At 72.1% G+C, this 22,034-nt stretch carries 18 protein-coding genes; 15 read left to right on the forward strand and 3 right to left on the reverse strand.

Annotated features, from left to right (window positions below; all coding sequences use genetic code 11):
- Window positions 1-52: 52 nt before the first annotated feature.
- Window positions 53-787 carry a YqjF family protein gene (locus Mam01_RS32810; protein WP_204289054.1) on the forward strand — a complete coding sequence of 245 codons (735 nt, stop codon included), beginning with the start codon at window positions 53-55 and terminating at the stop codon, window positions 785-787.
- Window positions 788-808: 21 nt separating this feature from the next.
- Here the strand turns inward: Mam01_RS32810 and Mam01_RS32815 are convergent, their stop codons facing one another.
- Window positions 809-1,717: an SGNH/GDSL hydrolase family protein gene (locus Mam01_RS32815; protein WP_204289055.1), complete on the reverse strand. Its 909-nt coding sequence runs from the start codon at window positions 1,715-1,717 to the stop codon at window positions 809-811.
- A 99-nt stretch (window positions 1,718-1,816) separates the two neighbouring features.
- Window positions 1,817-2,902, reverse strand: coding sequence for a pyruvate dehydrogenase (acetyl-transferring) E1 component subunit alpha (pdhA, locus tag Mam01_RS32820; RefSeq protein WP_204289056.1), 1,086 nt, complete (start codon window positions 2,900-2,902; stop codon window positions 1,817-1,819).
- Between the two features lie 233 nt (window positions 2,903-3,135).
- On the opposite strand from pdhA, the gene Mam01_RS32825 reads away from it, so the two are divergent.
- The 3 genes from Mam01_RS32825 to Mam01_RS32835 are packed head-to-tail and all read left to right on the forward strand — an operon-like array spanning window position 3,136 to window position 6,946.
- Window positions 3,136-3,453: a bifunctional 3-phenylpropionate/cinnamic acid dioxygenase ferredoxin subunit gene (locus Mam01_RS32825; RefSeq protein WP_204289057.1), complete on the forward strand. Its 318-nt coding sequence runs from the start codon at window positions 3,136-3,138 to the stop codon at window positions 3,451-3,453.
- Complete coding sequence (locus Mam01_RS32830; RefSeq protein ID WP_239101798.1) at window positions 3,450-4,592, forward strand: aromatic ring-hydroxylating oxygenase subunit alpha; 1,143 nt, start codon at window positions 3,450-3,452, stop codon at window positions 4,590-4,592. The genes Mam01_RS32825 and Mam01_RS32830 overlap by 4 nt, the downstream gene beginning before the upstream one ends.
- A complete protein-coding gene (locus Mam01_RS32835) occupies window positions 4,589-6,946 on the forward strand; it encodes an FdhF/YdeP family oxidoreductase (protein ID WP_204289058.1) in 2,358 nt (785 codons plus the stop codon). The genes Mam01_RS32830 and Mam01_RS32835 overlap by 4 nt, the downstream gene beginning before the upstream one ends.
- Here the strand turns inward: Mam01_RS32835 and Mam01_RS32840 are convergent.
- A complete protein-coding gene (locus Mam01_RS32840) occupies window positions 6,924-7,712 on the reverse strand; it encodes an IclR family transcriptional regulator (RefSeq protein WP_204289059.1) in 789 nt (262 codons plus the stop codon). The genes Mam01_RS32835 and Mam01_RS32840 overlap by 23 nt on opposite strands.
- Before the next feature lie 114 nt (window positions 7,713-7,826).
- Here Mam01_RS32840 and betA point away from each other — a divergent pair, with 114 nt between their 5' ends.
- The 11 genes from betA to Mam01_RS32895 form a co-directional block, all read left to right on the forward strand.
- Entirely contained in the window at window positions 7,827-9,503 is a 1,677-nt protein-coding gene (gene betA, locus Mam01_RS32845; RefSeq protein WP_204289060.1) for a choline dehydrogenase, read from the forward strand.
- Window positions 9,504-9,589: 86 nt separating this feature from the next.
- Complete coding sequence (locus tag Mam01_RS32850; RefSeq protein ID WP_204289061.1) at window positions 9,590-11,080, forward strand: aldehyde dehydrogenase family protein; 1,491 nt, start codon at window positions 9,590-9,592, stop codon at window positions 11,078-11,080.
- Window positions 11,081-11,082: 2 nt separating this feature from the next.
- On the forward strand, window positions 11,083-13,545 hold the full coding sequence (locus Mam01_RS32855; protein WP_204289062.1) for a GcvT family protein: 2,463 nt from the start codon (window positions 11,083-11,085) through the stop codon (window positions 13,543-13,545).
- A complete protein-coding gene (locus Mam01_RS32860; protein ID WP_204289063.1) occupies window positions 13,542-14,768 on the forward strand; it encodes a sarcosine oxidase subunit beta family protein in 1,227 nt (408 codons plus the stop codon). Before Mam01_RS32855 ends, Mam01_RS32860 begins: the two co-directional genes overlap by 4 nt.
- 29 nt (window positions 14,769-14,797) lie before the next feature.
- Window positions 14,798-15,076 (forward strand): sarcosine oxidase subunit delta, encoded by a 279-nt coding sequence (locus tag Mam01_RS32865; protein WP_204289064.1) that lies wholly within the window; start codon window positions 14,798-14,800, stop codon window positions 15,074-15,076.
- Window positions 15,073-17,955, forward strand: a complete 2,883-nt coding sequence (locus tag Mam01_RS32870; protein ID WP_204289065.1) for a 2Fe-2S iron-sulfur cluster-binding protein — start codon at window positions 15,073-15,075, stop codon at window positions 17,953-17,955. The genes Mam01_RS32865 and Mam01_RS32870 overlap by 4 nt, the downstream gene beginning before the upstream one ends.
- 40 nt (window positions 17,956-17,995) lie before the next feature.
- Window positions 17,996-18,583: a sarcosine oxidase subunit gamma gene (locus Mam01_RS32875; RefSeq protein WP_239101799.1), complete on the forward strand. Its 588-nt coding sequence runs from the start codon at window positions 17,996-17,998 to the stop codon at window positions 18,581-18,583.
- Window positions 18,584-18,657: 74 nt separating this feature from the next.
- The gene (gene panD / locus Mam01_RS32880; protein WP_204289066.1) at window positions 18,658-19,101 is read left to right on the forward strand and encodes an aspartate 1-decarboxylase; all 444 of its coding nucleotides are present in this window, start codon (window positions 18,658-18,660) and stop codon (window positions 19,099-19,101) included.
- Window positions 19,102-19,174: 73 nt separating this feature from the next.
- Complete coding sequence (locus Mam01_RS32885) at window positions 19,175-19,768, forward strand: RNA polymerase sigma factor (RefSeq protein WP_204289067.1); 594 nt, start codon at window positions 19,175-19,177, stop codon at window positions 19,766-19,768.
- A gap of 40 nt (window positions 19,769-19,808) precedes the next feature.
- Window positions 19,809-21,110 (forward strand): hypothetical protein, encoded by a 1,302-nt coding sequence (locus tag Mam01_RS32890; protein ID WP_204289068.1) that lies wholly within the window; start codon window positions 19,809-19,811, stop codon window positions 21,108-21,110.
- 250 nt (window positions 21,111-21,360) lie between these two features.
- Window positions 21,361-22,034: hypothetical protein (locus Mam01_RS32895; RefSeq protein ID WP_204289069.1), on the forward strand; the 674-nt coding region annotated here is incomplete at its 3' end.

Below are 22,034 nucleotides of genomic sequence, written 5' to 3' on the forward strand. Positions count from 1 at the left end.
CCTCCGCGCGGCCCGGCGGCGACGATCGGCGCTGGGCGGGTAGGGGACGGGCATGGTGACGGAGACGGCAGGGCGGGTCGAGCGGCCGGTGATGCACCACCGCTGGGCCGACATCACCTTCATCCACTGGCGGTATCCGCCCGAGATCGTGCAGGGGTTCCTGCCGGACGGGCTCACCGTGGACACCTTCGAGGGGTCGGCGTACGTCGGGGTCACGCCGTTCCTCATGCGGGACGTGCGGGCGCCCGGCCTGCCGCCGCTGCCGTGGCTGTCGCGGTTCCCCGAGACCAACGTGCGCACGTACGCGCGGGACGCCCGGGGGCGCGGCGGCCTGTGGTTCCTGTCGCTGGACGCCGGGAGCCTCCCCGCCGTGCTGGGCGCCCGGGCCGGGTACGGCCTGCCGTACTACTGGTCCCGCATGTCCGTGAGCGGCGCGGGGGAGAGGCGCAGCTATCGCTGCCGGCGCCTCTGGCCGGGAGCGCCGGGTTCGTCGGGCGTGCGGTGCGACGCGGACGTCGACCTCGGTGCGCCGGTGACGGAGGCCGAGCGCAGCGGGCTCGCCGACTTCCTGGTCGAGCGGTACCGGCTCTTCACGGTCGTCGCCGGACGGCTGGCCACCGCCGAGGTCGAGCATCCGCGCTGGCCCCTGCACCACGCCCGTACGGCCGGGCTGGAGCAGGGGCTGCTGCGGGCGGCCGGCCTGCCCGAGCCGGGGCACGACCCGATCGTCCACGCGTCGCCCGGCGTGTCCGTACGGATCGGCATGTGGCGGCCTGTGCAGGCCTGAGCCGAAGGAGCGAACGGGTCCTCAGCGGCGGAGCCGGTCGATCCGCTCCGCGACGAGGGACGCCATGACGCGCTGTCCCTGCTGGTTGGGGTGCGCGGGCGCGACCCCGGCGGGCACGACGAGCGGTTCGACGAAACGCGCGTCACCGGCGCACATGTCGTGCCCGATCGTCGGCGTGTAGGTGTCGACGTAGAGCGCGCCGCTCCGCCGGGCCTGCTGCCGGAGCATCCCGTTGAGCCGTTTCACCGTGTCCCGCAGGTAGGGGAAGTCGCCCTTGGCGAAGGGGACGACCGAGGGGCACGCCGCGCCGCTCTCGGGGAGCAGGGCGGGGTAGCCGACCAGCATCACCGTCGCGCGCGGGCTGCGGCGCCTGACGTCCGCCAGCATCGCGGTGATCCGCGGTGACAGGGCCCGGATGCGGCGGGCGAGTTCGTCGTGCCCGCTCTTCGCGTACTGCGCCTGGCACGGGCTGCCGGCGGGGTCGGACCGCGCGGCGGACAGGCAGGTGCCGATGATGCTCGAGAAGCCGATGTCGTTGCCGCCCATGGTGACCGTGACCAGGGTCGTGTTCCTCGACAGGGCGCGCAACTGCGGGGCCTTGGCGCCCTGCCGGTGCCACAGGTCGCGGGTGGTCGCGCCGCCGCAGGTGACGTCCTTGAAGGAGCGGGACCCGTACGACCGGGCGAGCACCGACGGATAGTTCAGGCCGGAGCGCGAGCACGCCGGGTCCGTGGGCTCCGGCAGCCCCGCCCCGGACGCGTACGAGTCGCCGAGGGCGACGTAGCGCGCGGTGACGGCGGAGCCGGCCGCGGAGGCGGTGGAGGCGGTGGAGGCGGCGGCGCCGGTGCCGGGCAGGAGTGGGGAGACCGAGGCGGCGAGCAGCGCCGCCGTCGCCGTGGTACGCCGGACGGAGCGTGGGGTCAGGGCCACTGGGGAGCTCCATGGTCGGTAGCCGGATGTGGGGTCGCTGTTGGACGCCCAGATGGAGCTCCGGGTTCGCCTCGGCCGTCACGACGACACGGCGCGCGGTCAGGCGCGCGGCTCCTCGAACCGGTCGAGATAGGCGGCGTACCAGGCGCGTTCCTCCTCCAGCAGCGTGTGGCGGCCGGTGTAGACGTGGTCGAACATGGCGTCCACCGGCGGGTCCGGCATGGAGATCACGCCCTCGCGCAGTTCGAGGGCGAGGCGGTCGCCCTCCTCGTCGACCTCCCGGAAGAACGCGTCGTCGGCGAGCTCCTCGCGCAGGAGGAACGCCCGCATCCGCGCGATCGGGTCCTTCCTCTGCCACTCCTCCACCTCCTCGGCCGGGCGGTAGCGCCCCGGGTCGTCGGAGGTGGTGTGCGGGCCCATCCGGTAGGTGTGCGCCTCGATGAGGAACGGCCCGTCGCCCCGGCGGGCGTGCTCCAGGGCGGCCCTCGTCACGGCGAGGCAGGCCAGCACGTCGTTGCCGTCCACGCGTACGCCGGGGAAGCCGTAGCCCCGCGCCCGGTGGTGGATCGGCGCCCGGCTCTGCCGGTCCACCGGCTGCGAGATGGCCCACTGGTTGTTCTGGCAGAAGAAGACGACCGGCGCGTTGTAGACGGCGGCGAAGTTGAACGCCTCGCTCACGTCTCCCTCGCTCGCGGCGCCGTCGCCGAAGTACGCCACGACGGCCGAGGAGTCGCCGTCCCTGCGCATTCCCATCGCGTATCCCACGGCGTGCAGGGTCTGCACGCCGAGGACGATCGTGTAGAGGTGGAAGCCGGTGTGGCGCGGATCCCAGCCGCCGTTCGTCGTGCCGCGCAGCATCCCCATGAGCGTGAGCGGAGGGATGCCCCGGCACCAGGCGACGCCGTGCTCCCGGTAGGAGGGGAACACGTGGTCGTCCGGCTCCAGCGCCCGGCCGGAGCCGATCTGCGCGGCCTCCTGCCCGAGGCAGGGGATCCACATGCCCAGCTCGCCCAGGCGCTGCAGGGCGAAGGCCTCCCGGTCCAGCCGCCGCACCAGCGTCATGTCGCGGTACAGCCCTCGGTACTGGCTCTTCGGCAGGTCCAGGTCGTACCCGGGGTGCACGACACGTTCGCCTTCCGGCGTGAGCAACTGGACCAGATCTTCGGCCTCGTCCTGGCGCCGCACGTCGTCTCCTCTCTGACAACGGTGAAGAACGCGAACGGTGAAGAACGCGAAGACCAATCATCGCGGGTGCCGGGCCTCCCGGCTCACCCGACGGGGCAGGTGCCTGCTTTGCGGTAGTTGGTCCGTCTGTTGGTCCGCCTATTGACACCGGACACAGGTGACCTCAGTGTGTTGCGCATAGTGCTCCGAGTTTCGGGTCGCACAACTGTGCTCACTCACGACCGAGGACGCCGATGATTCCTGTGTGTCCCCTCCGTTCCCTGCCGCGGGGTGAGGCGTTCCGCCTGGACGCCGACCCGCCGATCGCGGTCTTCCACACGGAGGACGGGGAGATCTACGCCATCGACGACACCTGCACCCATCAGGACGCCTCGCTGGCGGACGGCTGGCTGGAGGGGTGCGAGGTCGAGTGCCCTCTGCACGCCTCGCGCTTCGACCTGCGGACCGGCAAGGTGGACTCCCCTCCCGCGAAGCTGCCGGTGCGGACGCACACGGTGGTCGTGGAGGCCGACACGATCTACGTCATCCCCTCTCAGGAGCCGCGGCCGTGAGCCTGCCGCCCAGCCTGCCCCCCAGCCTGGTCGCCACGCTGCCGGGGGCGTACTACACCGACCCGGGGGTCTTCGCACGGGAGTGCGAGCGCGTCTTCGAGTCGATGTGGTTCTGCGCCGTACGGGCCTCCGACCTGCCGAAGCCCGGGGCGTTCCGTACGGTCCAGGTCGGCAGGGAGAGCATCCTGGTCACCCGGGCCCGGGACGGCTCGGCCCGGGCGTTCTACAACGTCTGCCGCCACCGTGGCGCGCGGCTGCGCACGGAGGAGTCCGGCGAGGCCAGGCGGGCCTTCCAGTGCCCGTACCACGCGTGGACGTACGACTTCGACGGCAGGCTCGTCGCGGCCCCCAACCTCACCAAGATGCCCGACCTCGACCGGGTCGAGTACGGCCTGGTGAACGTGGCGGTGCGGGAGTGGCTGGGCTACGTGTGGGTCTGCCTGGCCGAAGAGCCGCCGTCGTTCGAGGAGGACGTGCTCGGCGAGGTGCGCACCCGGCTCGGCGACGTGGCCTCCCTCGACAACTACGACGTCGCCGGCCTGGCGCTCGGCCGCAGGATCCGCTACGACGTCGCGGCGAACTGGAAGCTCATCGTCGAGAACTTCATGGAGTGCTATCACTGCGCGACCATCCACCCGGAGCTGACCGAGGTGCTGCCGGAGTTCGCCGGCGGCTACGCGGCGCAGTACTACGTGGGCCACGGCGCGTTGTTCGGCGAGGAGATCCGGGGGTTCACGGTCGACGGCTCCGAGGGGCTCGACCGGATCCCGGGCATCAGGGAGGACCAGGACCGGCGCTACTATGCGATCACGATCAAGCCGCAGGTCTTCGTCAACATGGTGCCCGACCACGTCATCGTGCACCGGATGTTCCCGCTCGCGGTGGACCGCACGGTCGTGGAGTGCGACTGGCTGTACCTGCCGGAGGTCGTCGAGGCCGGCAGGGACGTCAGCCGCTCGGTGGAGCTGTTCCACCGGGTGAACGAGCAGGACTTCGACGCCTGCGAGCGCACGCAGCCGTCGATGAGCTCCCGCACGTACGCCCGGGGCGGGGTGCTGGTGCCGAGCGAGCACCACATCGGCCTGTTCCATGATTGGGTGCGCGGCAGGCTGAGTGAGGGTGGAGGAGATGCGGGGTGACGCGTAAGGCGCCTCGGGAGGACGTCGGAGACGAGCGGCTGGAGGTCGGCTCGCCCAAGGCATGGGCGGGCGGGGTCCCGGCGGTCGGCCACGCGCTGGGCACGGCGTACCGCCAGATGGGCGCGGGGCGGACGCTGCTGACTCTGCTCCGGGTCAACCAGAAGACCGGTTTCGACTGCCCGGGGTGCGCCTGGCCGGAGGGCGACGGACACCGCAGCCCCGCCGAGTTCTGCGAGAACGGCGCCAAGGCGGTGGCCGAGGAGGCGACGGTCCGCCGGGTCACCCGGGACTTCTTCGCCGAGCATCCGGTGGACGAGCTGGCCCGGCGCAGCGACTACTGGCTGGGCCAGCAGGGCCGGCTTACCGAGCCGATGTACAAGCCGGCCGGTTCGGACCGTTACGAGCCCATCTCGTGGCAGGACGCCTTCGGCGTCGTCGCGCGTGAGCTGCGCGCGCTCGACCACCCCGATCAGGCGCTCTTCTACACCTCCGGCCGCACGTCCAACGAGGCCGCCTTCGCCTACCAGCTCCTCGTCCGCCGGTTCGGCACCAACAACCTGCCCGACTGCTCCAACATGTGCCACGAGTCGAGCGGCTCGGCGCTGACCCAGACGCTCGGCATCGGCAAGGGCACGGTGCTGCTCGACGACCTGCACCGGGCCGACCTGATCTTCGTGGTGGGCCAGAACCCGGGCACCAACCATCCGCGCATGCTCACCGCGCTGGAACGGGCGAAGCGGGGTGGCGCGCGGATCGTGTCGGTCAACCCGCTGCCGGAGGCCGGGCTGCTGCGGTTCAGGAACCCGCAGAAGGCCTCCGGCCTCGCCGGGACCGGGACGGCGTTGTCCGACCGGTTCCTGCAGATCCGCCTCGGGGGCGATCTGGCGCTGTTCCAGGCGCTGTCGCTGCTCCTGCTGGAGGCCGAGGACGCCGCGCCCGGCACGGTGGTGGACCGCGAGTTCGTCGAGGCGCACACGCACGGGTTCGACGCGTGGGCCGAGCACATCCGCACGCTCGACTGGGCCGAGGTGCTGGAGGCGACCGGGCTGACCCGCGCCGAGATCGAGGAGACGGCCCGCGACGTGCTCGCCGCCCGCTCGGTCGTGGTCTGCTGGGCGATGGGCCTCACCCAGCACCGCAAATCGGTCCCGACGATCAGGGAGGTCGTCAACTTTCTGCTGCTGCGCGGCAACGTCGGGCGTCCCGGCGCGGGCGTGTGTCCCGTACGCGGGCACTCCAACGTGCAGGGCGACCGGACGATGGGCATCTACGAGAAGCCCAAGCCGGAGTTCCTCGACGCGCTGGAGGAGGAGTTCGGCTTCCCGCCGCCGCGCGAGCACGGCCACGACACCGTGGAGGCCATCCGGGCCATGCGGGACGGGGACGCCCGGGTGTTCTTCGCCATGGGCGGCAACTTCGTCTCGGCGACGCCGGACACCGCCGCGACCGAGGCGGCCCTGCGCCGCTGCCGGCTCACCGTGCAGGTGTCGACCAAGCTGAACCGGTCGCACGCCGTGTGCGGCGAGCAGGCGCTGATCCTGCCCACGCTCGGCCGTACCGAGCGGGACGTCCAGGCCGGTGGCGAGCAGTTCGTCACGGTCGAGGACTCGATGGGCATGGTGCACGCCTCACGCGGCCGGCTCCGCCCCGCGTCGGACGTGCTGCTGTCGGAGGTGGCGATCGTGTGCCGGCTGGCCCGCGAGCTGTTCGGCGACGACCCGCACGTGCCGTGGGCCGAGTTCGAGGCCGGCTACGACGCGATCAGGGAGCGCATCGAGCGGGTCGTGCCCGGGTTCGACGACTTCAACGCGAGGGTGCGCGGGCCGGGCGGCTTCGCGTTGCCGAACGCGCCGCGCGACGAGCGCCGCTTCCCCACGGCCACGGGAAAGGCGAACTTCACGGTGAACGCGCTGGAGGTGCTGCGGGTGCCGCGGGGCCGCCTCCTGCTGCAGACGATCCGCAGCCACGACCAGTACAACACCACGATCTACGGCCTGGACGACCGCTACCGCGGAGTCAGGAACGGGCGGCGGGTGGTCTTCGTCCACGCCGACGACCTGGACGAGCGCGGGCTCGCGGACGGCGACATGCTGGACATCATCAGCGAGTGGGCGGACGGCGAGCGCGTGGCCGAGGGGTTCCGCGCGGTCGCCTATCCGACGGCGCGGGGCTGCTGCGCGGCGTACTTCCCGGAGACGAACGTGCTGGTGCCCCTGGACTCGGTGGCGGAGACGTCGAACACGCCCACCTCCAAGAGCGTCGTCGTACGGCTGCGCCGTGCGGCGGAAGACGCGGCGCAAGGCCCGGCGGGGGAGTCGGCGGGGGAGACGGCTATCCGCCGAGGCGGTGGCTGATCTCCTCGGCGCCCCGCAGCAGGACGGGGGCCGTCTCCCGCATGCGCTCCTCGCTGAAGCGGTAGGCGGGCCCGGACGCGCTGACCGCCGCCACGACCTCGCCGTGGAACGAGCGCACCGGGGCGGCGATCGCGTTCAGGCCCACCTCGAGCTCCTCCAGCGAAAGGGCGTAGCCGTGCTCGCGCACCCCGGCCAGTTCGCGTTCGAGGTCCTCCACGGAGGTCACCGTGCCGGGCGTGTAGCGCTCCAGGCCGGCCGCGCGGAGCAGGTCCTCGCGGTGCCACCGGTCGAGATGGGCCAGCAGGACCTTCCCGCTCGACGTCGCGTGCAGGGGCGTGAGCTGGCCCACCCAGTTGTGCGCGGTGACGGCGGCGGGCCCGCGCACCTGGTCGAGGTTGACCGCGTAGTGCGACCGCAGGACGGCGATGTTCACCGTCTCGCCGATCTCCTCGGCGAGCCGGCGGCAGACGGGCCTGCTCCGCTGCGGCACGTCCATCCGCATGGAGACGCTGCCGGCGAGGCGGACGAGGCCGAAGCCGAGGCGATACTTGCCGCGGTCCTCGGCCTGCTCGACCAGCCCGCGCGCCTCCAGCGCGCCCAGCAGCCGGAACGCGGTCGACTTGTGCACCTCGATCTCGGCCGCGAGCTCGGTGACCCCGGCCTCCCCGCGCCTGGCGAGGATCTCCATGATGCTGACCGCCCGGTCCACGGACTGCACGCCGCCACCGGAGGCCTCGGGCCTGGCGGCGGAAGCGTCGTTGCTCACAGCCGAGACTGTAGCGCCTCACCCGGAACGGCCCGCGATCATGACGATACGATTTGCACTAAACCTCCCCTTTTAGTCGGTCCCCGTGCCGGACGTGAGTGAGACGAGGGCAGATTGACCGCACAATCGACCGCACAATCGACCGCTCAGCAGTACGACTTCGTCATCGTCGGTGGCGGATCCGCGGGCAGCGCGCTGGCGAACCGGCTGTCGGCCGACCCGTCCACCCGGGTGCTGGTACTGGAGGCTGGCCGGCCCGACTACCTGTGGGACGTCTTCATCCACATGCCGGCCGCGCTGACCTTCCCGATCGGCAGCCGCTTCTACGACTGGAAGTACGAGTCGGAGCCCGAGCCCTTCATGCACGGCCGCCGGATCTACCACGCCAGGGGGAAGGTGCTCGGCGGGTCGAGCAGCATCAACGGGATGATCTTTCAGCGGGGCAACCCGATGGACTACGAGCGCTGGGGCGCCGACCCCGGGATGAAGAACTGGGACTACGCGCACTGCCTGCCCTACTTCAGGCGGATGGAGAACTGCCTCGCGGCGGACCCGGACGACCCGCGGCGCGGGCACGACGGGCCGCTCGTGCTGGAGCGCGGCCCGGCGGCGAGCCCGCTGTTCCCGGCCTTCTTCGAGGCCGTGCAGCAGGCGGGCTATCCGCTCACCGACGACGTGAACGGATACCGCCAGGAGGGCTTCGCCCGCTTCGACCGCAACATCCGGCGCGGCCGCCGCCTGTCGGCAGCCCGCGCCTACCTCCACCCCGTGCGGAAGCGGCCGAACCTGGAGATCAGGACCAGGGCGTACGTCACGAGGATCGTGTTCGAGGGCAAACGGGCGGTCGGCGTCGAGTGCGACGGGCAGGTCATCCGGGCGGGCGAGGTCGTCCTGTGCGGCGGCGCGATCAACACCCCGCAGCTGCTCCAGCTCTCGGGGGTGGGCAACGCCGCCGAACTGCGGGCCCTCGGCGTGGAGGTGGTCCACGACCTGCCCGGCGTGGGGGAGAACCTCCAGGACCACCTGGAGGTCTACGTCCAGCACGCCTGTAAGCGGCCGGTGTCCATGCAGCCGTACCTCAAGTGGCGGCACCGGCCGTGGATCGGCGCGCAGTGGCTGTTCCTCCGCTCCGGGCCGGGCGCGACCAACCACTTCGAGGCGGGCGGCTTCGTGCGGAGCAACGACGACGTGGCCTACCCGAACCTGATGTTCCACTTCCTGCCGATCGCGGTGCGCTACGACGGCAGCTCCCCGGCCGGCGGGCACGGCTACCAGGTGCACGTCGGGCCGATGTACTCCGACGCGCGCGGCAGCGTGAAGATCAAGAGCGCCGACCCGGGGGTGAAGCCCGCCCTGCGGTTCAACTACCTGTCCACCGAGCAGGACCGGCGGGAGTGGGTCGAGGCCGTCAGGGTCACCCGCGAGATCCTGGGCCGGCCGGCCCTCCAGGAGTTCAGCGCCGGCGAGATCTCTCCCGGGCCGTCGGTCGCGACGGACGAGCAGATCCTCGACTGGGTCGCCAGGGACGGCGAGACGGCCCTGCATCCCTCCTGCACCGCGAAGATGGGCGTGGACGAGATGTCGGTGGTGGACCCCGACACTATGCGCGTGCACGGCCTGGAGGGACTGCGGGTGGTGGACGCCTCGGTCATGCCGTACGTCACGAACGGCAACATCTACGCCCCGGTGATGATGGTCGCGGAGAAGGCGGCCGACCTGATCCTCGGCAACACCCCCCTCCCGCCCGCCGAGGCCGGCTTCTACCGTCACACGCCAGGGATCACGCCTTGACGGAGCCCGTGTCTGGGATTGATTCTGTTCCTCGATAAGCAAACAGGTGCGTATTACGCAACGAGTGTGATCGGAAGGCGCTGCCTGTGGCGGACCTCTTCATCGGTGGCGCCTGGACCGACGCCGTCGCAGGCGGACGCCGTACGATCCGATGCCCCGCGGACGGCGCGGTCGTCGCGACCGTCGCGGAGGCCACCCGCGCCGACACCGAGGCCGCGATCGCGGCGGCGCGGCGCGCGTTCGACGCGGGCCCCTGGCCGCGTACGCCCGCGAGCGAGCGCGGACGGCTGCTCCTGCGGACGGCCGACCTGATCGAGCGCGACAGGGCGGCGATCGCGCGGGCCGAGTCGCTCGACACGGGCAAGCGGCTCGCCGAGAGCGAGTACGACGTGGACGACGTCGTCCGGTGCTTCCGCTACTTCGGCGGCATCGCCGGCACCGACGCGGGCCGGGTGATCGACACCGGCAGGGACGACGCGGTCAGCCGGGTGGTCTACGAGCCGATCGGCGTGTGCGGGCTCATCACCCCCTGGAACTACCCCCTGCTGCAGACCTCCTGGAAGGTCGCCCCCGCGCTCGCGGCGGGCGACACCTTCGTGCTGAAGCCGAGCGAGCTCACTCCGAGCACGGCCGTCCTGCTGATGCGGCTGCTGGAGGAGGCCGGCCTGCCACCGGGCGTGGCCAACCTCGTGCTCGGCGCGGGTCCCGAGGCCGGGGCGCCGCTCGCCGAGCACCCGGACGTCGACATGGTGTCGTTCACCGGCGGCCTCGCGACCGGGCGGCGGGTGATGGCCTCGGCCGCCGCGACCGTGAAACGGGTCGCGCTGGAGCTCGGCGGCAAGAACCCCAACATCGTCTTCGCCGACGCCGACTTCGAGACGGCGGTCGACTTCGCGCTGACCGCGGTCTTCCTGCACTCCGGGCAGGTCTGCTCGGCCGGCGCCCGCCTGCTGGTGGAGGACCCGATCCACGACGCGTTCGTGGCCGAGGTCGCCCGCCGGGCCGAGGACATCCGCCTGGGCGGGCCGTTCGACCCCGAGGCGGAGACCGGCCCGCTGATCTCCGCCGCGCACCTCGCCAAGGTCGAGGCGTACGTCGAGGCCGGTCTCGCCGAGGGCGCGAAGCTCCGCTGCGGCGGGCGGCGGCCGGACGAGCCGGAGTTGGCCGGCGGGTTCTACTACCGGCCCACCGTGCTCGACGGATGTCACCGCGAGATGCGCGTCGTCCGGGAGGAGTCGTTCGGGCCGGTCCTGACCGTGGAGCGCTTCTCCGGCGAGGACGAGGCGGTCACCCTGGGCAACGACACCGACTACGGCCTCGCGGGCGCCGTCTGGACGCGGGACGCGGGCCGGGCGCAGCGGGTGGCCGCCCGGCTGCGGCACGGGACGGTGTGGATCAACGACTACCACCCGTACGTGCCGCAGGCGGAGTGGGGCGGGTTCAAGCAGTCCGGGGTCGGCCGCGAGCTCGGCCCGACGGGCCTGGACGAGTACCGCGAGATCAAGCACGTGTGGCAGAACACCGATCCCCGTCCCCAGCACTGGTTCAGGCCGCGCGACGCCGGCCGAGGAGCGTGAACATGGAACATGTCGGTGCGACGGGCCCGCGCGTCGTCGTCATCGGGGCCGGCGTCGTCGGCGCTGCGCTCGCCGACGAGCTGTCGGCCCGTGGCTGGACGGACGTCACGGTGGTCGACCAGGGCCCGGTGCCCGCGACCGGCGGCTCCTCCTCGCACGCGCCCGGCCTGGTCTTCCAGATCAACGGGTCGAAGACCATGACCCAGATGGCGCGCTACACCGTCGAGAAGCTCGGCTCGCTCGACCTCGACGGCGAGCCCTGCTTCCTCCAGGTCGGCGGCCTGGAGGTGGCCACGACCCCCGAACGGCTCGCGGAGCTGCACCGGCGGCACGGCTGGGCCACCTCCTGGGGCGTCGAGTCGGGCCTGCTCACCCCCGCCGAGTGCGCGGACCTCTTCCCTCTGCTCGACCCCGCCGCCGTGCTCGGCGGTCTCCACATCCCCACCGACGGGATAGCCAAGGCCGTACGCGCGGTCGAGGCGCAGCTGCGCCGGGCCACGTCGCGCGGCGTACGGGTGCTGGAGCGGCGTGAGGTGCTGGACATCCGCACCGAGGACGGCCGGGTGGCCGCGGTCGTGACCGGCCAGGGCGAGATCGCGGCGGACGTCGTGGTCTGCTGCGCCGGCATCTGGGGGCCGAAGGTCGCCGCGATGGCGGGCATGCCGCTGCCGCTCACCCCCCTCGCCCACCAGCTCGCCTGGACGGGGCCCGTGCTTGAGGGAAGCACCCAGGAGGCGACGCTGCCGATCCTGCGGCACCAGGACGCCGACCTCTACTACCGCCAGCGCTTCGACGGCGTCGGCATCGGCTCCTACGGCCACCGGCCGATGCCGGTCCGGCCCGAGGACCTGCTGCCGGTGGACGAGGCCGAGGTGATGCCCTCGGTGCTCGCCTTCACCCCCGGCGACTTCGAGGACGCCTGGGCCGAGACCCGGCGGCTGCTGCCCGGCACCCGTGAGGCGGAGATCGGAGAGGGCGTCAACGGGGTGTTCTCCTTCACCCAGGACCACATGCCGCTGCTGGGCGAATCGCCGGACGTGAAGGGCTTCTGGGTCGCCGAGGCGGTCTGGGTGACCCACTCCGCCGGGGTGGGCCGGGCGATGGCCGAATGGCTGGTCGACGGCCACTGCTCGTCGTTCGACCTGCACGAGTGCGACGTCAACCGGTTCGAGCCGCACCAGCTCGCGCCCGACTACGTGCTGGCGCGCGGCTGCCAGAACTTCGTCGAGGTCTACGACATCATCCACCCGCTCCAGCCGATGGAGGAGCCGCGGCCGGTGCGCCTCAGCCCCTTCCACGCCCGGCAGCGCGAGCTGGACGCGTACTTCCTGGAGGCCGCCGGCTGGGAACGGCCGCAGTGGTACGGCGCCAACGCCCGCCTGCTTGAGGGAGGGGACATTCCCGCGCCCGGCGACTGGGCCGCCCGCTACTGGTCGCCGATCGTCGGCGCGGAGGCCCGGGCGTCCCGCGAGGCCGTCGCGCTGTACGACATGACCGCGCTGAAACGCCTTGAGGTCACCGGCCCCGGCGCACTCGCCTACCTCCAGCGGCTCACGACCGGCCAGATGGACAAGTCGGTCGGCTCGGTGACGTACTGCCTGCTGCTCGACGTGGACGGCGGCATCCGCAGCGACGTGACCGTCGCCCGGCTGGGCCGCGACACGTTCCAGGTCGGCGCGAACGGCAACCTCGACCTGGACTGGCTCCACCGCCACCTGCCGGAGGACGGGTCGGTCGTGGTCCGCGACATCACGGCCGGCACCTGCTGCCTCGGCGTCTGGGGGCCGCGCGCCCGCGACCTCGTGCAGCCGCTGACCGGCGCCGACTTCTCCAACGAGGGCTTCCGCTACTTCCGGGCGAAGAAGGCGTACGTCGGCGCCGTACCGGTCACCGCGCTGCGGCTGTCGTACATCGGTGAGCTGGGCTGGGAGCTCTACACGACGGCCGACCTCGGCGCGAAGCTGTGGGACACGCTGTGGGAGGCGGGGCAGGAGCACGGGATCATCGCGGGCGGGCGCGGCGCGTTCGCCAGTCTCCGGCTGGAGAAGGGCTACCGGTCCTTTGGCACCGACATGACCTTCGAGCACGATCCGTACGAGGCCGGGCTCGGGTTCGCCGTCAGGATGGACAAGGGCGACTTCGTCGGCCGCAGGGCGCTGGAGCGGCGCGCGGAGAACGTGCGCCGCCGCCTGACCTGCCTGACCATCGACGACCCCGCCGACGTGGTCATGGGCAGGGAGCCGGTCTACGACGGCGGCACGGGCGTCGGTTACGTCACCAGCGCGGCCTTCGGTTACACGATCGGCAAGGGCATCGCCTACGCCTGGCTGCCCGCCACGCTGGCCACGCCCGGCCGCACGCTGGAGATCGGCTACTTCGACCGGCGGGTGCCCGCCGTGGTCGCCGAGGAGCCGTTGTTCGACCCCGCGATGGAACGGCTGCGCGGGACCGGGGAGGCCCGATGAACCCCCTGCCGCCTCACCTGCCGGACCACCCCGACCGGCTGTGGCGCTCCGCCGAGCCCAAGCGGTCGTACGACGTGGTGATCGTCGGTGGCGGCGGCCACGGCCTCGCCACGGCGTACTACCTGGCCAAGAACCACGGGATCACCGACGTCGCGGTGCTGGAGCGCGGCTGGCTCGCGGGCGGCAACATGGCCCGCAACACCACCATCATCCGGTCGAACTACCTGTGGGACGAGAGCGCGGGCATCTACGAGCACGCGCTGAAGCTGTGGGAGGGCCTGGAGGAGGACCTCGGCTATCCGCTGCTGTTCAGCCAGCGCGGCGTGCTCAACCTCGCGCACAGCCTGCAGGACGTGCGCGAGAGCGTGCGCCGGGTCAACGCCAACCGGCTCAACGGCGTCGACGCCGAGTGGCTGACGCCGGAGCAGGTCAAAGAGGTATGCCCGATCGTCGAGATCTCGCCCGACGTGCGTTACCCGGTGCTCGGCGCCACCTTCCAGCCGAGGGCCGGGATCGCCAAGCACGACTACGTGGCGTGGGGCTTCGCCCGGGCGGCGGCGGACCTCGGGGTCGACATGATCGAGCACTGCGAGGTGACCGGTCTCGACGTGCGCGACGGCCGGGTGACCGGGGTGCGCACCACCCGCGGCCCGATCGCCGCGAAGAAGGTCGCGCTGGCCGCCGCCGGGCACTCCTCGGTGGTCGCCGGGTTCGCGGGCGTGGCGCTGCCGTTGCAGAGCCACCCGTTGCAGGCACTGGTGTCGGAACTGCTCGAACCGGTGCATCCCACCGTGGTCATGTCGAACGCCGTCCACGTGTACGTCAGCCAGGCGCACAAGGGCGAACTGGTCATGGGCGCCGGAATCGACGCGGCCAACTCCTATCGGCAGCGCGGGGCGTTCCACATCATCGAGCGGCAGATGGCGGCCGCGCTGGAACTGTTCCCGGTCTTCGCCCGCGCGCACGTGCTGCGCACCTGGGGCGGCGTCGTGGACGTCACGCCGGACGCCTCACCCGTCGTCGGGCTCACCCCGGTCGAGGACCTCTACGTGAACTGCGGATGGGGCACCGGCGGGTTCAAGGCCACGCCGGGCGTCGGCTGGTGCTACGCGCACACCGTGGCGACCGGCGAGCCCCACCCGCTCAACGCCCCCTTCTCGCTCGACCGGTTCACCACCGGCAGGCTCGTCGACGAGCACGGCGCCGCCGCCGTCGCCCACTGACCCGTCGCCCACTGACTTCCGGAGTGCTGATGCTGCTGATCGCCTGCCCCTGGTGCGGGCCGCGGGACGAGGCCGAGTTCCACTACGGAGGGCAGGCGCACGTCGCCCATCCGGACGACCCGGCCGCCCTCTCCGACGAGGAGTGGGCCCGCTACCTGTTCTTCCGCGACAACCCCAAGGGCCTGTTCGCGGAGCGGTGGAGCCACGCGGCCGGGTGCCGCCGCTGGTTCAACGCCGTACGGGACACCGCCACCAACGAGATCCACGCCGTCTACCGGGTGGGCGAGCCGCGGCCGGTGAACTCATGAGCACTCAGCCGTACCGCCGTGAGGGCGTGACCGGGCGGGTCCTGCGCTTCCGGTTCGACGGCCGCGACCTCGAAGGTCTGGCCGGTGACACGCTGGCGTCGGCGCTGCTGGCGGGCGGCGTGCGCGCGGTCGCGACCAGCGTCAGGCTCGGCCGTCCGCGCGGCGTCTACGCCGCGGGCTGCGAGGAGCCGAACGCGGTCGTCCAGATCGAGGAGCCGTTCCCCGAGCCGATGCTCACGGCCACGACCGTCGAGTTGTACGACGGCCTGGTCGCCACCGGGCTCGCCGGGCGGGGCAGGCTGGCCGACCGGCCCGACCCGGCGCGCTACGACGCCGTCCACGCGCACTGCGACGTGCTCGTGGTCGGCGCGGGACCGGCCGGCATCGCCGCCGCGCGCGTGGCCGCGCGGGCCGGGGCGCGGGTGATCCTCGCCGACGAGCGGCCCGAGCCGGGCGGCAGCCTGCTCGGCACGACCGAGACGGTGGACGGTGGGCCGGGCCGTGCCTGGGCGGCCGCCGAGGTCGACGCGCTGGCCGCCCTGCCGGAGACGCGCGTGCTGCGCCGCACCACCGTCATCGGCCACTACGACGACAACTACATCGTCGCGGTCGAGCGGCGGACCAATCACCTCGGCGCGGCGGCCCCGCCCGGCGTGGCGCGCGAGCGCGTCTGGCGGATCCGCGCGAAACGCGTGGTGCTGGCGACCGGCGGGCACGAGCGGTTCGTCGCCTTCGCCGGGAACGACCTGCCCGGCGTCATGCTGGCCGGCGCCGCCCGCACCTACGTCAACCAGTACGGCGTGCTGCCCGGCCGCCGGGCGGTCGTGTTCACCACCAACGACACCGCCTACGCTGCGGCGCTCGACCTCGCCGACGCCGGGATCGAGATCGCCGCCGTCGCCGACGTACGACGGGAGCCGGGTCGCATGTGGGCGGCCCGGTGCGCGGAACGCGGCATCGAGGTCCTCACCGGGCATGTGGTGACGGCGGCGAAGGGCGAGGGCGAGGTCACCGGGGCCGAGATCGCCCCCCGTACGGGTGGCCGGGCCCGGGAGGTCGCCGCCGACCTGCTGCTCGTGTCCGGTGGCTGGACGCCGGTGGTGCACCTGTTCAGCCAGGCCGGGGGCACGCTGCGGTACGACGAGGGGCTGGGCGCGTTCACGCCGGGGGAGACCCGCCAGGCGGCCGAGGCCGCCGGGTTCGCCGCCGGCGTGACGACGCTGCGCGCCTGCCTGGCGGACGGCGCCGAGGCGGGCCGTCGGGCGCTGGCCGCCCTCGGGTTCGGTGCGCCTGGGGTCACTGTGCCGGTGGTGGAGGAGGAGCCCGCCGCCGCGCCCGCCGAGCATCTGTGGCTGGTGGAGTCGGGCGACTACGGCACCCACTTCGTGGACCTGCAGCGTGACGTGACGGTGGCGGAGGTGCTGCGCGCGACCGGCGCGGGCCTCACCTCGGTCGAGCACGTCAAGCGCTACACCACCGCGGGCACGGCCCACGACCAGGGCAAGACCTCCGGGCAGCTGACCGGCGGCGTCGTGGCGCACGCCCTCGGCGTCGACGTCGCCGCGCTCGGGACCACGACGTTCCGCGCGCCGTACACGCCGGTCTCGTTCGCCGCGCTCGCGGGCCGCGACCGGGGCCCCCTGCACGACCCGGTCCGTACGACGCCCATGCACGAGTGGCACGTGGCGCGTGGCGCGCTCTTCGAGAACGTCGGGCAGTGGAAGCGGCCCTGGTACTACCCCGGCCTTGGCGAGGACCCGGGGGAGGACATGGAGGACGCGGTCCTGCGCGAGTGCGCCGCCGTAAGGGAGGGCGCGGGCGCGATGGACGCCTCCACCCTCGGGAAGATCGACGTGGTCGGTCCCGACGCGGGGGTGTTCCTGGACCGGCTCTACACGAACATGATGAGCACGCTCAAGGTCGGGTCCATCCGCTACGGCGTGATGTGCCGCCCCGACGGCATGGTCTTCGACGACGGCACCGCCATCCGCCTGGCGGACGACCACTACCTTGTCACCACGACCACCGGCAACGCGGCGGCGGTGCTCGACTGGATGGAGGAGTGGCTGCAGACCGAGTGGCCGGACCTGCGGGTCCGCTGCACCTCGGTCACCGAGCAGTGGGCGACGGTCGCGCTCGCCGGGCCGCGCTCCCGCGAGGTGCTCGCCGCCCTCGCCCCCGGCCTCGCCGTCGGCAAGGACGACTTCCCCTTCATGACCTGGCGGGACGCCGAGGTCGCCGGGATCGACGCGCGGGTCTGCCGGATCAGCTTCTCGGGCGAGCTGGCCTACGAGATCAACGTCTCGTCCTGGCACGGGCTCGCCCTGTGGGAGGCGGTCATGGCGTCGGGCGAGGTCACGCCGTACGGCACGGAGACCATGCACGTGCTGCGGGCGGAGAAGGGGTATCCGATCGTCGGCCAGGACACCGACGGCACGGTCACCCCGCAGGACCTCGGCATGGAGTGGATCGTCTCGAAGAAGAAGGCCGACTTCGTCGGCAGGCGGTCGTACGCGCGGGCGGACACGTCCCGGCCCGATCGCAGGCACCTGGTGGGCCTGCTGCCGGAGGACCCCGGCGTGCTGCTGCCCGAGGGCGCGCACCTCGTTTCGGTCTCTGCGGCAGCCTCTGTGCCGTCCTCTGTAGCGTCCGCGGCTCTGCCCGCTGTGCCGCCCGTGCTGCCGGTGCCGGCGCTCGGCTTCGTCACCTCCAGCTACCGCAGCGCCGCGCTCGGCCGCACGTTCGCGCTCGCGCTGGTCAGCGGCGGGCGCGGGCGCGTCGGCGAGCGGTTGTACGCGCCGGTCGGCGACGACCTCGTGCCCGTGACCGTGACCTCCCACGTCCTGTACGACCCGGAAGGAGCTCGCCGTGACGGCTGACCCCGTGGCTGATTCTGTGGCTGAGTCTGCGGCTGGTTTTGTGATCGGGCGTAGGAGTCCGGCGGCGGCGTACTCGGACAGGTTCGCGGCGGCGAGCGCGGGCGGCGCGATCCGCCTGGCGGAGATCCCCTTCCTCACGCACCTGAACGTCCGGGCCGACCCCGCGAGCCCGGCGGCGGAGCGGATCGGTACCGCCCTCGGCGTGCCGCTGCCGGTGGAGCCCGGTGTCGTGACCGAGGGCGGCGGCCTGAGCGTGCTGTGGCTCGGGCCGGACGAGTGGCTCGTCGTCGGCCCGGACGGCGCCGCGAGGGAACTGCGCGAGCGGATCCGGGGCGCGGCGGCCGGCGAGCACGTCTCGGTCGTGGACGTGTCGGCCCAGCGTACGACCCTGGTGGTCGCCGGGGAGCGGGCACGGGACGTGCTGGCGCACGGCTGCGCGCTCGACCTGCATCCCCGGGAGTTCGGCCCGGGCCGGTGCGCGCAGACCCTGCTGGCCAGGACCGGGGTCGTCCTGGTCGCGAAGGAGGACGGCTTCTGGGTGCTCGTCCGCTCCTCCTTCGCGGCGTACGCGGCGGAGTGGCTCCTGGACGCGGTTGTCGAGTACACGGCCGTCGAGTGCAGGGGATGAAAGGCGGCTTCGCGGCGTGACGTACCATCGAGGGCGCTTGTGAGGAGGCCGCTTTCGAACCCCGGTGGGAGACCATGTTCCGCACGCTGATGAAGTCGAAGATCCACCGTGCCACCGTCACGCAGGCCGATCTCCACTACGTCGGCTCGGTGACGATCAGCGCGGACCTCATGGCCGAGGCGAACCTCGTCGAGGGCGAGAAGGTCGACATCGTCGACATCGACAACGGCAACCGCCTGTCGACGTACGTCATCGAGGGCCCGGCGGGCTCCGGGACGATCGGCATCAACGGTGCCGCCGCCCGGCTCATCTCGGTCGGCGACCTTGTGATCATCATCGCGTACGCGCTGGTCGCCGAGGAGGAGGTCAAGGCGCTCAGGCCGCGCGTCGTCTTCGTCGACCGGGACAACCGGCCGGTCCATGTGGGCTCCGACCCCGCCGCCGCGCCCGAGGGCAGCGGTCTCATCCGGGGCGATATTCCGGCAGACATCCCGGGCGACATCCCGGCTGGCGCGTAGGCCCGGTCTTCCCTCCGGGGTGAGCTTTTCCGGCTCACCGGTAATCCTGGGGTCTCCGGAGGGACTACTGGGTGTGGACGATCCCGAAGAACGATTCACCGCCCTCTACGACCGGCACTACCGGGCCGTGCTGGGCTACGCGTTGCTGCGGGCCGAGCACGGCGTCGCCGAGGACGTGTGCAGCGAGACGTTCCTGGTCGCCTGGCGGCGCCTGGGCGAGCTGCCCGAGCCGGTGCTGCCCTGGTTGCTGGGCGTGGCCCGCAACCTGCTGGCCAAGCAGCGCGACTCGCGCGGCCGGCGGCAGGCGCTGGTCGACCGCATCGCCGCGCTGAGCACCGAACGCGACACCGTGGCCTGGGACGTGGCCGACCACGTCGTCGACCGGACGACCGCGCTGGCCGCGCTCGCGACCCTGCCGGAGCAGGACGTGGAGGCGATGGCGCTGGCGAGCTGGCACGGCCTGCCGCCCGAGCAGGCCGCCACCGTGATGGGCTGCTCCACCCGCACCTACAACGTGCGGCTGCACCGTGCCCGCAGGCGGTTGAGCCGGGCGCTGCGGGCCGAACCGGCCGCCAGTGCCAGTGCCAGTGCCAGTGCCAGTGCCAGCGCCGGTGCCCGGCGCCCGCGAGCGGTCGAACACGGGCAGCGGTTCGCGGAGGAGGCGTGATGGCCACCGGACACCCTCGTAACACCCCCAGGAGGACCAGATGACCGAGCGCATGTTCGCCCAGCTCAAGCCTGAGCGGCTGGACGAACTGACCGAGGCGGCCCATCGCCGCCGCCGTACGGACGATCTCGCCCGGGCCTTCCGGACCCCGGCCACGCCGCCGAAGCGAGCCCTGTTGCCGGGCCTGTCGTCGGCACGGTCGCCAGCCCTGTCGCCGAGGCGTCGCCCGTGGGCGCTGGGAGGCGTGCTGGCGGCCGGGTTGGCTGCAGGACTGGCCGCCGTGATCGTCGTGCCCAGGGTGACCCCCGATTCGGGTCCGGCCGTCCCCGGCGCCGCGGGTAAGCTCGGCGGAACCGCGCACGACATCGCCGCCGCACCCGGCGCCGACGCACCCAACACCGACGCATCCACCACCGGTGCACCCACCAGCGTGGTCCTCGACGCGCGAACGGTGTTGCTGGCCGCCGCAGAGAGCGCGTCCAAGGTCGAGGCGGGCACCGGGCACTACTGGTACACCCGCGACCGCACCTTCAGCCGCCTCGCTGTCGACGACGCGGCGTACGTCGCGAAAATTCGGGCGCTGGATGCCGAGCGGGACAGGAAGGCGGCGTCCGGCTCCCGGAAGGCCGCCGACCGGTGGTTCGAGGACCAACTGGTCGAGTTCAAGAAGCACCCCGAGCTGCTGCCGTACGTCGTCTTCTCCGGCAGCACGGACGAAACCTGGCGGGCCCGCCAGAGGGGGGACGCCAACCGCAACGTCAGGAAGTCCGACGGCAGGCTGACGTTCGGGTCGTCGGAGGACGAGCGGAAGTGGCGCGAGTCGGGTGCGCCCCGGCTGGTCAGCGGTGGCGAGAAGAGCTACGAGGACCGGCTCGACCGGGTCCTGTCGATCGACAACCCCAGCCTCACCATCCGCAACATCGACCGGCTGCCGACGGACGAGAAGGCGCTGGAGCGGCGGTTGCACGAGCTCTACCGGGCGCGGCCCGGAGGCGCCGCGAACGAGGAAGACTTCTCCGTCTACCTGTGGCAGACGGCCGTCGACCTGCTGAACGCCCCGATCACGCCGGGCACCCGCGCGGCGCTGTTCCGGGTGCTGGCCGGTGAGCGGGGGCTGACCGCGCTGGGCGAGCGCGCCGACGCGCTGGGGCGCACGGGGGCGGCCCTGGCGGCGAAGGGCCCCGGCGACGACGGCGGATCGATCGAATACCGGATCATCATCGATCCCGGCTCGGCCAGGCTTCTGCAGTACGAGGTGGTCGGCGATGGCGAAGCCACGCCGAACCTGCGGGTCGCCCTGGAGGAGGCCGGCTGGGTGGACGATCTCCACGAGCGTCCCTGACACGTCACACAAGGGCGGCCGGGGCCAGATCCGTTCCCTCATCGAGCGGGTCGTACGCCCCGGCCGCCCGGCTGTTTTCATCCCTCACTCCGTCTCTTACGCCACGACACGCAAGGAGGGAAATGTCGGTCATCGCCTCAAAAAAGAAAGCGCACCTGTAACTCCAACAAGTCACTTGCGCGGGCGTGCCTGCGTCGGCTTGGTGTGGAAGAATTAATACAGGCTTTCGAATCGCTTGAGGAGGTGTGTTATGGATCTGTTCGACCATGATCCAGCGCGCTGCCCTGATTCGAACAATACCGGCGATGGTGACTGGTGGGATCAGCTCATCGCCCGCTCGCCCCTTTGGTCTTCCGACGGCGCGCTTGCCCGCGACTATGTGCCGATCGTCGAGCCCGGGCCGCGAAAGCATCCGAGCCGGTCCGGCTACTCGGCGTACTCGACAAAATCGACGGACTCGACGGACTCGACGGACTCGCCCGACTCTGCCTGTCCATCCGATACTCGGCTCGGCCAGGCCCCTGCTGCTGAATACGCCGGTGATGAGACCGCGAGTGGTGTCTCTTCTGACCGCGTTTCTCCAGGTCTGGTTTCTCCAGATAGCTTTTCTCCAGACCTCGTTTCTCCTGAGGGCGTCTCTTCTGACAGCGCCGGAGGCGCCGACAGCGGCACTCCTGCCGGCGCTCCAAAAGATGCGCCCAGCGACATTCCCGGCGAGGTTCCCAATGGTGCGTCCGACAATGCCACCGGCGCTGGCCGAGGCGATGCGGGCCGGAACAATGCGGGCCATCGGCACGCGGGCCGGCATCGGGATGCCGGTGCCGACCAGAGCGACACGGTTCGTGACCACGACACGGTTCGTGACCACGACACGGTTCGTGACCACGACACGGTTCGTGACCACGACACGGTTCGTGACCACGA

The sequence above is a fragment of the Microbispora amethystogenes genome (assembly GCF_016863015.1).
Taxonomy (GTDB): Bacteria; Actinomycetota; Actinomycetes; order Streptosporangiales; family Streptosporangiaceae; genus Microbispora; species Microbispora amethystogenes.

Excerpts from the sequence above, each read along its gene's own strand:
- Mam01_RS32810 (WP_204289054.1), top strand. The coding sequence starts at position 53 with ATGGTGACGGAGACGGCAGGGCGGGTCGAGCGGCCGGTGATGCACCAC.
- Mam01_RS32825 (WP_204289057.1), top strand. The coding sequence starts at position 3,136 with ATGATTCCTGTGTGTCCCCTCCGTTCCCTGCCGCGGGGTGAGGCGTTC.
- Mam01_RS32855 (WP_204289062.1), top strand. The coding sequence starts at position 11,083 with ATGGAACATGTCGGTGCGACGGGCCCGCGCGTCGTCGTCATCGGGGCC.
- Mam01_RS32860 (WP_204289063.1), top strand. The coding sequence starts at position 13,542 with ATGAACCCCCTGCCGCCTCACCTGCCGGACCACCCCGACCGGCTGTGG.
- Mam01_RS32865 (WP_204289064.1), top strand. The coding sequence starts at position 14,798 with ATGCTGCTGATCGCCTGCCCCTGGTGCGGGCCGCGGGACGAGGCCGAG.
- Mam01_RS32870 (WP_204289065.1), top strand. The coding sequence starts at position 15,073 with ATGAGCACTCAGCCGTACCGCCGTGAGGGCGTGACCGGGCGGGTCCTG.
- panD (WP_204289066.1), top strand. The coding sequence starts at position 18,658 with ATGTTCCGCACGCTGATGAAGTCGAAGATCCACCGTGCCACCGTCACG.
- Mam01_RS32890 (WP_204289068.1), top strand. The coding sequence starts at position 19,809 with ATGACCGAGCGCATGTTCGCCCAGCTCAAGCCTGAGCGGCTGGACGAA.